This is a genomic window from Nostoc sp. CENA543 (assembly GCF_002896875.1).
Taxonomy (GTDB): domain Bacteria; phylum Cyanobacteriota; class Cyanobacteriia; order Cyanobacteriales; family Nostocaceae; genus Trichormus.
In genome coordinates this window covers 6444411-6458598 of sequence record NZ_CP023278.1, presented here as the reverse complement: position 1 = coordinate 6458598, position 14188 = coordinate 6444411, and the positions used below count along the sequence as shown (strand labels likewise).

Genomic DNA, 14188 nt, shown 5'->3' with positions numbered 1-14188 from the left:
TATGGAACTGCAATCAGTTAGCCTAGAAATCCCTCAAGGTTGTAACCTCATCTTAGGTCAAACCCACTTTATTAAAACAGTGGAAGACTTGTATGAAATTATGGTGGGGATATCAGCACAAGTTCAATTTGGTATTGCTTTTTGTGAAGCTTCAGGAGATTGTTTAATTAGAATCGCTAGCAATGATCTATCCTTACAAGAAATAGCCACTAGATATGCTCAATCTATAGGTGCAGGTCACAGTTTTCTGATTGTTTTTAGACAAGCTTATCCTATTAATTTCCTCAATGCTATTAAGCAATGTCCAGAGGTTTGTACAATTTACTGTGCTACAGCTAATCCTGTACAGGTAATTTTAGCTGAAACTGGCCAGGGTAGGGGTATTTTGGGGATAATTGACGGCTTTTCACCCCAAGGTATAGAAACAACTGAGGATGTGAACGCAAGACATAATTTACTCCGCCACATCGGTTATAAGTTATAAACAATGGCAAGAATATGACTAACAATTATCAGGGAAAAATCATTACTCTGTGGTTAGTATTTCTTTTGGGAATCCTATTTCACACCCAATTGGGTTTAATGCCTCTCTTCCACGGATTAAGTGTAATCGAATCGCAAAAAGCCACATCAATGAATCAAATTTCAAGCATTATGTGGTTAATGCTGGGATTTTTCACTATACCAATATTGGCAATTATCGCCACAGTTTTTACTGCTAATAGACGCTATCGAGTAATTCATTTCGGTTTAACAATATTCTACAGCATCCTCAATTTAGCTCATTTAGTATTAGATTTACTTTTGCCTCAAGTTATTTGGTATCAAATCACCTTAATGGTAATACTATTTTTGATTGGTTTGTTATTAAATCTTGTGGCTTTCCAATGGATGAAAGCACCAATAAAAAATCATCTAGGTGATTTGAGAAGTTAGTCATTACTCATTACTCATTACTCATTACTCATTACTCATTACTCATTACCTTTTCTCCCCCTGCCCCCTTGCCATCCAAGAGATAGTATATTTTTTTTAATTGGAAATCCCCTAAGTTTTATTTCCGTGGTCTTTGTTGTGAAATCTCGATAGTATAGTTATATTCTCTCTGCGATATATTGCCTACACTAACTGAGTAATTACCAGTAGGCCAGTAACCTGATAATTCTGCTTCGTTATTCGTGGAACTTTCTGCGATTACACAAAAACGTCCTCCAGGCCCATCTATTAACAACGTGGGTTTTCCTGGACTTTTAGCTGTTACACGCAGATAGGGTAAAGCCTCTGTGACTCTAATCACATGATTGGGTGTGCTAGAGATATTACCACAGTTACTAGTAACAGTTGTGTTGGATGTACCATTAACAACCAGTGGATCTGAAGGTAAGTTCCGGCTAACTTGAATTGTAGGTGTTTGAGCTGCGATCGCCTGTGTCAGAGATACACTCATTAGTAAGGTAGCAGTCAGAACTTTTAATAATTTAAAAGTTTTCATATATTTCAGTATCTCTCAAAATAATTTTTGACATAAACATCCTGAATAAATAGACGCGGAGAAATAGGCATTGTTCCTAATGTTGAATGTATAAAATTTTATAAATTTATTTGACTCTATGTATAAATCAAGTATGAAAATCAGATGAAGTGAGTAAATTATATGGAAATTCGTAATAATTTCAGTATATATCTACAGGCTTGAAAATTCTGATTATGCAACCTGAATCTAGATATAGTGAAATCCTCACCCCAAAATAAGCATTAATAGTTAAATTAACCTACACAAATAGGTACGCGATCGCAAGACATTAGCTAAAATCACAAACAAAACCATCAGAGATCATGGGAAATGATGCAGGGCAGAAAAATTTCCGGAATTGGTGCAGGGTGCAGGGGGCAAGGGAGAGAAAAATTTCCCCATGTCTCCCTACCCCCCTGCCTTCTGTCTCCCAGTCTCCAATTTATAAGTAGTAAATTTTACCTGAGATTCAATTAGCCCTGCGTAAATTACTAAGACGAAAATCTGATGATTTTGTTGTTTAAAAATGTCTTAACTGAGGTAAAACATTAATGAATCCTCAATCAGAAGAAGAATTAAAACGCCGACTCCAACAACTAGAGGCTGATCTGAATTCTGCCTCTGGAGAGTCAACACCAAAACAGACTACCCAGTTTAGTTGGCTGAATTGGCAACAACCGCTAGAACGAGGAAAACTTTGGTTTCAAAGCTTATCAGGGACAGGCAAGCTAGTATTTATCGGCGTAGCTGGTTTACTTGGCTTGTCAATTGTACAGATGGTACTGAAATTAGTAGTATCTGCCATCAGTCTGGCACTGTTAGCAGGGGTAGTGTATCTTGGATACAAATTTTTCGTATCTGGTAACAGGCCGAATCAATAGTGGCTGTTGGGGACTAGGGATTGGGGATTAGGGACTGGGGATTGGGGACAAGGGGGACAAGGGGGACAAGGTAGATTTTTATTCCCATTCCAATTCCCAATGCCCAATTCCCAATGCCCAAATTACAAATTACAAGCGGCATAAAAATAAATACACAGGTAACTATATAATGGCTACTCCAATTGTTAAAAAAAATAATACTAATCAATCTAACGGTACTAAAAATACAGCTAAAACCAATTCTCTAGTCACAAGACGCTTGGCTGCTTGGGCAGTGGAAATGACGTTGTTACTGGCTAGTGGACTAGTTCCCTTTGGTTTGGGTGTATACGCTAACTCTCGTAGTGATCTCAATCGAGTACCACTTAACCCTGTACTAGTAGTAACAGAAAGAGCGATCGCTCGTCCTCTGGCTTTACCTGCTAGCTACGGTATTCGCAATGTAGCATGGCCCACTAATATTCTCTGGTCAATTGCTTTAATTGCCCCTACAGTTCTTTCTTGGTGGCAATTATATTTACTCGCCAAAACTGGCAGCACTTTACCTAAGCGTTGGTTTGGTGTGCGAGTCGTCAATGAAGAAGGAACACCCCCAGGTTTAGCGGCTGTATTTGTGCGTGAAGGGATCGGCCGCTTAACTGTACCCATGTCCATCGCCTACATTCTCTGGCGTTATAGCTTTGCTTTCCCCAACTTAGGATTATTCACATCCCTAGCAGTATTAATGATATTGGGTGAAGGTCTAGCTTTACCCTCACGCCGAGGACGCAAAGCCCTACACGACTGGTTAGCAGGTACTTATGTCATAGATGCTCATCGTCCCACAGTAGTAGCAGATGCGGCTACTAGTGGACGGAGTTTACCTGCTGCTGGTAGTTCCACCAATGTACCAGAGGGCAGTGAAGCATCAGCGACAGCCGCAATGGCCATTACTCCAGACAACAGCAATTTAGTCTCGTTGTGGCGACGGATGCAACAAAACCCCAACTTAACTTTGTTTGGGGTAGCCTTGACCAGTATGACGGCGGTATTAGCGACTTTAATCGGTACACAAGTTTATCTGCAAAGTCAGCAAAGCCATCGGGAGTCACAAAAAATCAATAGTCAACAGTTTTTGGCACTGGTGAAACGACTAAGTCCCGATTCTGGGGCGACAATTTCAGAACGCCAAAGCTTAATTTTGGCTATGGGTAGTCTCAATGACCAGCAATCTATCCAGTTCTTGACAGATATGATGGTCAATGAAACTAACCCCATCTTGATAGATACAATTCAACAAGCACTTACCAGTATTGGTATCCCCACCATTACTGAACTACACAACAAAAATCAGTTTTTAGCGGGTGAATTACAGTCTGTCAACAGCGCGTCTCCAGAACGAGAAATCAGGCAAAAACGGTTACAAGTTAACCAACAAACTATTAATAAAATTCTCAGTGTTTATAGTGGTAAAGCCCAAAATCTGGATCTCAGCCGCGTTCAATTAGGGCAAAGTGGTACTCCTGGTAATTCATTCTTTAGCTTAGTTCTGGATAATACTGACCTATCAGGCATCAATTTTAAATCTGCCAATCTCAACCAAGCTAATTTTAAAGGTAGCCGTTTCCGCAGTCCTGGTGAAGATGGTCGTTTAGACACTTATGATGATGTCGTATCTGATTTAACTCAGGCTCAGATGAAACAGGCTAATTTCACTGATGCTAATCTCAGCCGTGTCCTGATGACTGGTAGTGATTTAAGTCGTGCTACCCTTAACCGCGCCAATTTAGCCAATGCCCGTCTAGTTGGTGCTAACCTCAGCAGTAGTCAGTTAGTCGGGGCTGATTTACGCGGTGCAGTCCTAGAAAATGCCAGCTTGACGGGGGCAGACTTAGGAGATGCTAAATTTAAAGATGCAAATTTGTATGGTGCGCGTCTGGGTCGTGTCATAGCCATTGGTACACAATTATCATTTGCTAATCTCACTAAAACAGATTGGCAAGCATCAGACCTATCAGGCGCAGATTTAGAAAGAGCGAACCTCACCAATGCTAACCTGAGAGCAACACGCCTGACGGGTGCGATTTTACGATCTGCTCAGTTAGAAAATGCTAACTTACAAAACGCTGACTTGAGTTTAGTTGATTTAAGAGGCGCAAACGTCGCTGGTGCTGATTTCAAAGGTACAATCCTCACACCCAACAGACAAGACCCCTCAGATCAATTCGTCCAAACCCCAGATGTTGGCTCAGTTTCGGCGGTAGTTAAAGGTGTAGACTTTTCCCAAGCCAAGAATTTAGACGCAAGACAAATTGCCTACATTTGTACCCAAGGCGGCCTTCATCCTCGGTGTCCGTAAGTAGGGGTGTAGGGGTATAGGGGTTTAGGGGTGTAAGGGTATAGAGAGATTTTATCCCAATCCCCAATCCCCAATCCCCAGTCCCCAATCCTTCTTGAATTTTGAATTTTGAATTGACAAGTCCCCAATCCCCAGCCCTAAGTAAAGATTTTGCCTTGATCATCAGTATTCAATTAAACTGGGAGAATCTCAGATGGTGTGAGGAATTGGGTGATGAAATATATACATCATTTAGTTGCAGGTTTAGGAATAAGTTCAATATTGAGTTTGACTATTAATACTCAGTCAGCACAAGCGCAGGTTGCCTATGGTAGTTATGTAGGTGTGGGGCCGACAGTTGGGTTGACCGATGGTGTACAAGTTGGTGGGGTGTTGGCTTTTCGTTACAAGCTTTTAGAAGCACCAATTTCTTTTCGCGCTCAAGCTTTGGTAGGTCAGAATACAGCAGTTGTACCTACGGTTTCTTATGATGTGCCTCTAAATTGGCAAACTGATGCTTATTTAGGTGCTGGTTTAGTTTTAACTGGTGGTGACAGTGCTTCTCCTGTAGGTGACAAAATCAGTTTTGCTTTGCAACCTGGTGTTGATTATGTTGTCCCCAACAGTAACACCGTACTTTTCGGTAATGCGATCATCGCTTTTGATGCCTATCGTAATGGCGGCGGTGCGGCTGTCTCTGTTCAGGGTGGTGTTGGGTTGCGTTTTTAGTAGTCAATGGTCAATAGTCAATAGTCAATAGTCATTAGTCATTAGTCATTAGTCATTAGTCATTAGTCATTAGTCATTAGTCATTAGAGAACAGAGAACAGAGAACAGGGAACAGGGAACAGTTTTTCTCATCTCCTACCTTGTCTACCTTGTCCCCAATCCCCCCAATATTCTGCTGTGTTAGACACCTTGAGTGAGTTTGTTTTCATGAGATGATAATCGTTATCAATCTCATGAAATTTCTATTATGACAGTGCAAGATTCGCCTCTAAAAAACGATATCCTCGTGCATCGTCCTCGCCGTTTGCGTCGCACGGCGGCTTTGCGGCGGATGGTGCAGGAGACAACGCTTTCAGTGAATGATTTGATTTATCCTGTGTTTGTGATGGAGGGTGAAGGACAAAGAGTCGAAGTATCCTCTATGCCAGGATGTTATCGCTACACTTTAGATTTGTTATTGCAGGAAGTTAAAGAGGCGTTTGATTTAGGAATTAATGCGATCGCACTTTTTCCGGTAATATCAGAATCACTCAAAGACGACACCGGTACAGAAAGCTATAATCCCGATGGGTTAGTACAGCGCACTGTCAAAGCTATTAAGCAGGCAGTTCCAGAGATTGTAGTGATTACAGATGTGGCTCTTGATCCCTTTACAACTCACGGTCATGATGGGTTAGTCGATGAGCAAGGGATTATTTTGAATGATCCCACGGTGGAAGTATTAGTGAAAATGGCAGTGTCACAGGCTGAAGCTGGGGCTGATTTTGTCGCACCTTCTGACATGATGGATGGTAGAGTGGGGGCAATTCGTCAAGCTTTAGATGCAGCTGGATATATTCACGTTGGGATTTTGGCTTATTCAGCCAAATACGCCTCTGCTTATTATGGGCCTTTCCGCGATGCTTTAGATTCTGCGCCGAAGTTTGGGGATAAAAAAACCTATCAAATGGATGCAGCTAATGCTAGAGAAGCTATAAAAGAAGTCAATTTAGATATTGTTGAGGGTGCAGATATTGTCATGGTCAAACCTGCCCTAGCCTATCTTGATATTATTCATCAAATCCGCAACACTACACAATTACCCGTTGCTGCCTATAACGTCAGTGGGGAATATGCGATGATTAAGGCGGCTGCACAGATGGGCTGGATTGATGAGAAAAGGATTATTTTAGAAACTTTAACCAGCATCAAACGCGCTGGTGCTGATTTAATCTTGACTTATTTTGCTAAAGAAGTGGCTCTGATGCTGGCGTATGGCGTGAAGTAAGGGCAGGGGGCAAGGGGGCAAGCAGGAAGTGTGGGAGGGGTGGGAGGTGTGGGAGGATAGGGAAGAAATCTTTCCTCCCTCTCTCCCCACACTCCCCACACTCCCCACACTTCCCCATCTTCCCAATCCCCAATCCCCAGTCCCCAATCCCCTATTCTTGTAACAACCACACACCTGTGTAAGTCATGCCGGAATCATCGGGTTGTACTATCAAAAAATGTAGTCCTCGGCTTTGCTGTTTGCGCTGTTCGTAAACTTTAGCGGCGGCTGTAACTTCTGTGTCTTCAAAAGTTACTAAAATCCATCTATCTACTAAACTGGCTTCTAAAACTAAACCATCTGGCGCACCAGCAATATATTCAAGAGAGACGGGATTTACTGATTGTAGCCATTGGGCTAAACGGAGCGATCGCCTACCACCAAAAATCACTACACCAGGAATTGCTACTGTTGATGCCAAACCTAGATTTAGGGGTTGTAGAGATTCTGGCATAGACACAATGGGAATTGGGCGATCGCTAAATAAATCCACAAGATCACCAGCCGGAATTGTCGCAAATCGCCATTCCTCCCCCCAAAGGTTTTCCGGTAAGGGTAATGGTGGGGGTTTATCTATGGCTATGGGATATTGCTTTTGGGTTAACCATTCTTTCAAAGCCACAGTTTGGCGTGATGGTACAACTTTAACACCTAGATTTTCCCCGGCTGTCTCAATTAAACTCAAGGATTGGGGACGAAATACCTGAATAACATCTGGTAAGTTGCCATTAGCCGCCTGCTGAAACTGCATAGTTAACCAACTGGCGTTCGCCTCAGACTGAAGACAGGTAGCAGTATATTCAAAACTACGAGTGGAATCACAAATCAACAACTCCCATAAAGTATGACCTGCGGCATCTTTATGAGGACTACGATAAAAATCAGCTTGCCAAACCAGACTCATGAGTTGCTTTTTCCTTCAGGAAGGGTGTAGGGGTATAGGGGTGTAAGGGAAATACACTTTAAAATTTCATCTAGAGTTTCTCATTAGTTTGGTCACTGAAGAATAGTTTATTCCCAGTCCCCAGTCCCCAGTACCCAGTCCCTCACATTAAACCAAAAGCGATCGCATGATGGCGAATATGATCTTCTATAAAACTGGCGATAAAATAGTAACTATGGTCATAACCTGCTTGATATCGCAAGTTTAGGGGTTGGTTCACAGTTTTACAAGCTTGGGCAAATACATCTGTGAGTAGTTGCACTTCTAAAAATTTATCAGCAGTCCCTTGATCTATCAAAATTGCACTGTGAAAGCCAACTTGCTGTACTAATTCGCTAGCATCATAAGCACGCCAAGTTTCTTGATTGCTACCTAAATAACCTTGAAAAGCTTTTTGTCCCCAAGGACAACGCATCGGGGCAACTATGGGTGCAAATGCTGATACTGATTTGTATAAATTAGGATTTCGCATTGCACATACTAACGCCCCGTGTCCACCCATTGAATGACCGCAAATCCCTTGATTTTCAGGCTGTACAGGAAAATTAGCGGCAATGATAGCTGGTAATTCCTGCACAATATAACTATACATTTGATAGTGCGATCGCCAAGGTGCTTCTGTCGCATCCACATAAAAACCCGCACCAATACCAAAGTCCCAGTTATCATCCTCACCAGCAATTCCAGTGTTACGGGGACTAGTATCCGGTGCAACTAACATCAAACCATACTCAGCCGCATAACGTTGCGCCCCGGCTTTCACGATAAAATTCTCCTCAGTACAAGTTAAACCAGAGAGAAAATACAGAACGGGTACAGGGTTTTGGCTAGCTTGTGGTGGCTGATAAACTGCAAAACGCATTTCACTATTGCAGCTTGAAGAGTGATGAGAATAAAAGCCGAGTTGACCGTCAAAATTTTTATATTCAGAGATTAAATTGAGATTATTCATAAGCTTTTATGCAAAACTTCAAGTATTATCATTGCAATTGTCAAAAATAGTATTGATACGGTCTGAAAACCACATGATTCAGGCACAGTTAAATCTTAGATAAACAGCAATTTTACTCAGAGCTACAGATCACTCAGCAAAAATGCTGTCCAAAAATTATAGTGGGCTTGAAACTATGTACTTCAAAACACACAACCGGTTGACAAAAGGCTACTTACTAAATGTAAAAGCTATTTAAAGGAAAAGATCCCAGCTTCGTGAAGAAACCAGGACACTAAATTGATGTTAATTATGATACCAAATTTTAAAGATTGAAGTAGTATGGTTTTAGACTTTTGGAATACTTTAAATCTGAAATCCTGATGATTTATAGGGCTGTAGTAAAATCTAATTGTTCAATTTGTTGCTTCACCCAGTCGTTAAATAACTCTGTAGCGATTTTATGACGTAACAAATTATTTAGCTCTGGCTGAATAATTTCTTCTACTAAAATTAGATGCGCCCCTTTAGAGGTCAAAATTGGCTTAAGTAACTGTGGTGGTTTTGCTGCAAACACAGCCGCAGAAATTTCTGGTTTTAAGTCTTTGCGATACAGTTTACCTTTATAACCTAACTTTCTACGTAAATCTTTATTTTCAATATATTTATGAGCCACTTCAAAGAAACTCATTTCACCTTCTTGAATAGCATAGAAAAGTTCCATTGCTAAATCTTCATCTTCTAAGAGAATTTCATAGCAGACTACACTGACATAATCTAGCTGATGTTCATAAAAGTAAGGCTCAATTTTATCTGCGAATAAATGGACAGCTAATTTACCGGATAGAGTGTTTTTATAAACTAATTTTTCAAAATCTTCTAAAGAAAGGTAATTTTTATTTAACCATTCCCAAGTATCATCTGCATTCTTGAGATTTTGGCTCAATCTCATTTGGTCTGCCGCTTGCTGTAATTCTTGGTCACTAACTGTAATACCTGCTTGTTCTGCGGCATTTTGAATGATTTTAAAGCTCAGAATATCTTCGATTAATTCAGATGTTTTAAAAGATATTTTGATTTGAGAAATGATATCTTCGCTGGTAATAGTAATTGTTTGTGACATAATCAAGTTCCTAAAATTAGATGAGAATTAAAACTTCACGTTCAAATGATGATTTTCCTAAATTGTTTGGGCAATATTAAATAATATAATTTTAAAGCTTTACTCCTCCCTGCTGTAATTTCTTAAACGGATCAAGTAGGAAATCAATAATGCGACGTTGACGAATGATCACCTCAGCCGTTGCCGTATCACCAGGACGTAAGGGAATACATTTATTAGCGGAAGGAATACAATCTTTTTGTAAGGCGATTTCTAAGTTATATGCAGAGACTTTACCATTGGGAGTATCTATTTCTGATGTAGTAGGCGAAATTTCTACTAATTTTCCTTCAACGATTCCATAATCTTGGAAAGGATAGGCATCAAATTTTAGCTTGACTGGTAATCCTGTCCGCAAAAATCCACTTTCATTAGTCGCCATTTGCGCTCTAATAATTAAAGGTGAACCTTTGGGAGAAATTTCTGCTACCATTGCACCTGGTTGTACAACAGAACCTGCTTTTTGAATTGGTAATTGGAAGAGAATACCGTCTACAGGTGCTTTGAGATTGCGTTGTTCTAATTGAATTTGTAAGGATTCAATTTGTCTTTTTGTCTGGGCTATTTCTGATTGGAGAGCAGTAATATCTGTATCTAAGGACTTTTGTTGTTCTTCAATTTTCAGTACAGCTAACTTACCAGAACGAGTTAAAGTTTGATAGCTGTTTTCTTGTTCCGTTAAACGCAGACGAGCTTGTTCAATATCTGCTTTGGCTTGGCGAATACTGCGTTCATAACTACTTTGTTGTTCTGCTAGACGTAACTTAGCCTGCGCTACATCAGACTTACTTTGTTCATATAACTTTTGTTTTTCTTTGGCAATATCTTGCTTTTCCACAAGATTAATTTCGGGAACAATTCCTTCTTTGTAAAGATTATTGTAACGTTGTACTTCCCGTTCTGTACTGGCTAAACTACCAGCAACTAAAAGACTAGCCGTTTGACTGTGACCAATTGCTTGTTTAGCTTGGTTAACTTGTGCTAACTTTTCATCTTTCTGGAAATTATAAGCATTAATCAAAGCATCAAGATTTCTGCGTGCTTGGTCAATTTGGGTTTGCTTTTCTAATTCTTGAGATTGATTTTGCTGTTGTTGAGTGGCTAAAGCGACAACTAATTGATTTTTAGAGGAATTTAGCTGTGAGAGACGATTTAATTGTCCTTCTAATTTTTCTTGAATTTCTCTAAGTTCAGCCTTAGTTAATTCAGAGTCTAATGTTAATAATGTTTGACCTGCTTTAACTGCTTCACCTTCTTTGACGCGAATTTCTGCGACAGTTCCTACAACAGATGTATCGAGTCTTACTGTCTTCCCTTTTGGTTCTAACCTGCCTCTACCAGTACCAGTTTCATCGACTTTGGATAACATTGACCAAGGTATAATGATAGATACAAAGATAACTAGAAAATATAGTAATCCTCTTGTCCAAACTTGGGGTAAGCTATCAAGTAATTCCTTAGTAGCATTAGACCAATCATCAGTGTTATTTTCTACAGTTTGTGTAGAAAAATTTTCCGGCTCAATTTGATTTTCTGTTGGGGGATTATCTACCTGTTCATCTAATAGGGTGGTGTTAGGCATCTTACTTGGTAAATACTGATAATGTTGAAGTGAAACTTATCTCTGAACTAATTACAATTATTTGAGAGTAAATTCCTGATTTTTACTCTATTCCTTGCATTTGTTGCTGATTGAGATAGAAATAATGACCTCGTTTTGCCATTAATTCTTCATGATTGCCACTCTCAATTAATACACCTCTATCAAGCACTAAAATCAAATCCGCTTGCCGAATTGTAGATAGACGGTGAGCAATAACTAGTGTGGTTCTTCCTCGGAGAATAGTATTTAAGTTTCTTTGAATAATTCTTTCTGATTCTGTATCGAGGTGAGAGGTTGCTTCATCTAGAACTAATAACTGGGGATTACCTAATAAGGCTCTAGCAATGGCGATGCGCTGTCTTTGTCCACCAGATAATAACCCGCCACCTTCGCCGATTTGAGTTTCATAACCCATTGGGAGCTTTTTAATAAATTCATCAGCACCAGCTAATTTAGCTGCTTCAATGATGTCATTTAAAGTGGCACTAGGCTGTCCTAAACTAATATTTTCTCGGATTGAGCCGCCAAATAAAAATGTGTCTTGATCAACTACCCCTACTTGTTGACGTAAGGAAGTTAACGACAAACTAGTAATATCTTGACCATCAATTAAAACTTTGCCGTCTGTAGGAGGATATAAGCCTAAAACTAATTTAGAAATAGTAGTTTTACCAGAACCACTACGCCCTACTAGGGCAACCATTTGACCAGGTTTGATGGTAAAACTGAGATTTTCTAAGATATTATTGTCACTTTCTGGATGATAACGAAATGTCACGTTATCAAATTTAATGTGACCTTTAAGTTGGGGTAAACTTTGGCGTGATTGGTAAATTAAATTCTCTTCTGGTTCTGTGTCTAAAACGTCATTAATTCGCTCTACAGCAATGATGACTTCTTGTAATTGATTCCACAAGACAGTTAAGCGTTGAAAGGGAGTGATGATATTGGACATGAGCATATTAAATGCTACTAATTGTCCAATTGTTAATTGATCATGAATGACTAAGTAAGCACCAAACCAGAGTAATGCAGTGGTCATTACACCTTGGATGATATTACTGAAAATTTGCAGACGGTTATTAATAACTTGACCAGAAAAAGTAGTTTTGACTTCTTTATTTAATAAGTCTTCCCAATGCCAACGTACTGTTTGTTCAACTGCTGTAGCTTTGACAGTTCTGATACCAGTTAAAGCTTCAATTAGATAACTGCTTTCTTGAGCGATCGCATTAAATATTTCTCTGGAAGTTCTCTGTAAAAACGGTGTAGCAATTAAAGCTAAAGCTGCAAAAGGCGGCACAATTACCAATGCCAACAATGCCATTTTCCAACTGTACCACCACATCAATCCTACATAGATAAAAACAGTGAGTAAGTCTAAGAGAATTGATAAGGCTTCACCAGATAAAAAGCGTTGAATCTTGCGATTCTCCTGGACACGAGAGAGAATATCACCTACATAACGCGACTCAAAGAAATTTAAGGGAAGTTTTAATGTGTGGCGAATAAATGCCACGATTAAAGCTAAATCTATCTTATTAGCTGTGTGGTCAAGAAGATATTGTCTTAACCCCATCATGGCGACACGGAATAGACTAAAAATGAGTAATCCTATGCCGACGGCAGTAAGAGTTAATTCTGAGCGTTGGACAACTACTCTGTCTAATATTAGTTGGGTAAATAAAGGTGTAATTAAACCGAATATTTGAATAAATATAGAAGCAACCAGCACCTCAAACATTACTAAAGAGTATGGCTTGAGTAATTCAAAGAATTGCCAAAAAGGTGTAGAACTTTCTTTTGCATCTTTGAGCATTGCTGTTGGTTGCAAAAGTAGTGCATAGCCTGTCCAATTAGCTTTAAATTCTCGATGAGTTAAACTGATTTGTCCAATTGCAGGGTCAGCAACAATAACGTGTTTAGAGGTAATTTCGTAAACAACTATGTAATGTTTGCCTTCCCAGTGCGCGATCGCAGGTAAATTTTGTTTAGCCAATTGATCTAAACTAGCTTTTACTGGTCGAGTAGAAAAGCCGATGCTTTCAGCCGCTACCGATAAACCCCGTAAGGATGCGCCATTGCGGTCTACATTAGCGATATCCCGCATCCGGTTAACACTAAATCTTTTCCCCCAGTAACGAGAAATCATGACTAAACAAGCTGCACCACAGTCGGAACCACTTTGTTGAGCATAGAATGGGTAACGACGCAGGGTTTTTTGCCATAAATGCCCGATTTTTTGGGTAGGGGTGGGAAAATAGGCTTTGCTAATCTTGGCTTGTGCTTTTGGTTCGGCGATTGGTGTAGCAAATGATGCTGCTTCTTCTTCTTCATTGGAAGATGTTACTGTCTCCGTTGCTGGGGTATCTTCGCAGTTTCCCATCAAGGAATGACGAATTTGAGCCAGACTACGCAGATGTTCGCGAATTTGTGGATACTTCACCATCAATGGTGATAGCATCTCACCAGGAATAAAACATAGTTGTAAATTCACACTGGCTCTAGCAGCGTAAGGTTGAAATCGCACTTCTGGAAATAGTGTGAATTCTCCAAATGATGCGCCTGCTTCTAAAGAAGTTACTAATTCACCAGCATCATTTAATAACCGGACTTTACCACTGATGACTAGATAAATACCTGGTTCTACATCAGTTCCTTGCCAAAATTTCCCCACTTTGGGATTAATAAATTTAACTTGTTGCAGACATTGGTTGAATTCGGTTTCGGAGAGAGAATAACCAAGCGTCTGATTAAATTGTGCTAAAGAAATAACTGAAGTAGATAAATTATTAGTCGTCAT

Annotated in this window: 12 protein-coding genes; 6 read left to right on the top strand and 6 right to left on the bottom strand. The window is 39.9% G+C overall.

Annotation, left to right across the window (positions count from 1 at the left end; translation table 11 throughout):
* Position 1: 1 nt before the first annotated feature.
* Both CLI64_RS27125 and CLI64_RS27120 read left to right on the top strand, forming a co-directional pair.
* Positions 2 to 484 (top strand): adenosine-specific kinase, encoded by a 483-nt coding sequence (locus tag CLI64_RS27125; RefSeq protein WP_103140115.1) that lies wholly within the window; start codon positions 2 to 4, stop codon positions 482 to 484.
* 14 nt (positions 485 to 498) lie between these two features.
* The gene (locus CLI64_RS27120) at positions 499 to 936 is read left to right on the top strand and encodes a hypothetical protein (RefSeq protein WP_103140114.1); all 438 of its coding nucleotides are present in this window, start codon (positions 499 to 501) and stop codon (positions 934 to 936) included.
* 118 nt (positions 937 to 1054) lie between these two features.
* Here the strand turns inward: CLI64_RS27120 and CLI64_RS27115 are convergent, their stop codons facing one another.
* The gene (locus tag CLI64_RS27115; RefSeq protein WP_103140113.1) at positions 1055 to 1492 is read right to left on the bottom strand and encodes a hypothetical protein; all 438 of its coding nucleotides are present in this window, start codon (positions 1490 to 1492) and stop codon (positions 1055 to 1057) included.
* A 572-nt stretch (positions 1493 to 2064) separates the two neighbouring features.
* Between CLI64_RS27115 and CLI64_RS27110 the strand changes: the two genes are divergently transcribed.
* The 4 genes from CLI64_RS27110 to hemB all read left to right on the top strand — a co-directional run bounded on the left by CLI64_RS27110 (position 2065) and on the right by hemB (position 6707).
* Positions 2065 to 2394, top strand: coding sequence for a hypothetical protein (locus CLI64_RS27110; RefSeq protein WP_103140112.1), 330 nt, complete (start codon positions 2065 to 2067; stop codon positions 2392 to 2394).
* A 169-nt stretch (positions 2395 to 2563) separates the two neighbouring features.
* Positions 2564 to 4732: a pentapeptide repeat-containing protein gene (locus CLI64_RS27105; protein ID WP_103140111.1), complete on the top strand. Its 2169-nt coding sequence runs from the start codon at positions 2564 to 2566 to the stop codon at positions 4730 to 4732.
* A 213-nt stretch (positions 4733 to 4945) separates the two neighbouring features.
* A complete protein-coding gene (locus CLI64_RS27095; protein ID WP_103140110.1) occupies positions 4946 to 5440 on the top strand; it encodes a hypothetical protein in 495 nt (164 codons plus the stop codon).
* 247 nt (positions 5441 to 5687) lie between these two features.
* Positions 5688 to 6707, top strand: a complete 1020-nt coding sequence (hemB, locus tag CLI64_RS27090; protein WP_103140109.1) for a porphobilinogen synthase — start codon at positions 5688 to 5690, stop codon at positions 6705 to 6707.
* A 151-nt stretch (positions 6708 to 6858) separates the two neighbouring features.
* Here hemB and CLI64_RS27080 read toward each other — a convergent pair whose 3' ends face one another.
* From CLI64_RS27080 to CLI64_RS27060, 5 genes are all read right to left on the bottom strand, one after another.
* Complete coding sequence (locus tag CLI64_RS27080) at positions 6859 to 7650, bottom strand: Tab2/Atab2 family RNA-binding protein (RefSeq protein ID WP_103140107.1); 792 nt, start codon at positions 7648 to 7650, stop codon at positions 6859 to 6861.
* Positions 7651 to 7792: 142 nt separating this feature from the next.
* Entirely contained in the window at positions 7793 to 8641 is an 849-nt protein-coding gene (fghA, locus tag CLI64_RS27075; RefSeq protein WP_103140106.1) for an S-formylglutathione hydrolase, read from the bottom strand.
* Between the two features lie 367 nt (positions 8642 to 9008).
* On the bottom strand, positions 9009 to 9743 hold the full coding sequence (locus CLI64_RS27070; protein ID WP_103140105.1) for a peptidylprolyl isomerase: 735 nt from the start codon (positions 9741 to 9743) through the stop codon (positions 9009 to 9011).
* Between the two features lie 91 nt (positions 9744 to 9834).
* Positions 9835 to 11364: an HlyD family efflux transporter periplasmic adaptor subunit gene (locus CLI64_RS27065; RefSeq protein ID WP_103140104.1), complete on the bottom strand. Its 1530-nt coding sequence runs from the start codon at positions 11362 to 11364 to the stop codon at positions 9835 to 9837.
* Between the two features lie 82 nt (positions 11365 to 11446).
* A complete protein-coding gene (locus tag CLI64_RS27060) occupies positions 11447 to 14188 on the bottom strand; it encodes a peptidase domain-containing ABC transporter (RefSeq protein ID WP_103140103.1) in 2742 nt (913 codons plus the stop codon).

Coding starts and splice junctions, on each gene's coding strand:
- CLI64_RS27125 (WP_103140115.1), top strand. CDS start 2: ATGGAACTGCAATCAGTTAGCCTAGAAATCCCTCAAGGTTGTAACCTC.
- CLI64_RS27120 (WP_103140114.1), top strand. CDS start 499: ATGACTAACAATTATCAGGGAAAAATCATTACTCTGTGGTTAGTATTT.
- CLI64_RS27115 (WP_103140113.1), bottom strand. CDS start 1,492: ATGAAAACTTTTAAATTATTAAAAGTTCTGACTGCTACCTTACTAATG.
- CLI64_RS27110 (WP_103140112.1), top strand. CDS start 2,065: ATGAATCCTCAATCAGAAGAAGAATTAAAACGCCGACTCCAACAACTA.
- CLI64_RS27105 (WP_103140111.1), top strand. CDS start 2,564: ATGGCTACTCCAATTGTTAAAAAAAATAATACTAATCAATCTAACGGT.
- CLI64_RS27095 (WP_103140110.1), top strand. CDS start 4,946: ATGAAATATATACATCATTTAGTTGCAGGTTTAGGAATAAGTTCAATA.
- hemB (WP_103140109.1), top strand. CDS start 5,688: ATGACAGTGCAAGATTCGCCTCTAAAAAACGATATCCTCGTGCATCGT.
- CLI64_RS27080 (WP_103140107.1), bottom strand. CDS start 7,650: ATGAGTCTGGTTTGGCAAGCTGATTTTTATCGTAGTCCTCATAAAGAT.
- fghA (WP_103140106.1), bottom strand. CDS start 8,641: ATGAATAATCTCAATTTAATCTCTGAATATAAAAATTTTGACGGTCAA.
- CLI64_RS27070 (WP_103140105.1), bottom strand. CDS start 9,743: ATGTCACAAACAATTACTATTACCAGCGAAGATATCATTTCTCAAATC.
- CLI64_RS27065 (WP_103140104.1), bottom strand. CDS start 11,364: ATGCCTAACACCACCCTATTAGATGAACAGGTAGATAATCCCCCAACA.
- CLI64_RS27060 (WP_103140103.1), bottom strand. CDS start 14,188: ATGACGACTAATAATTTATCTACTTCAGTTATTTCTTTAGCACAATTT.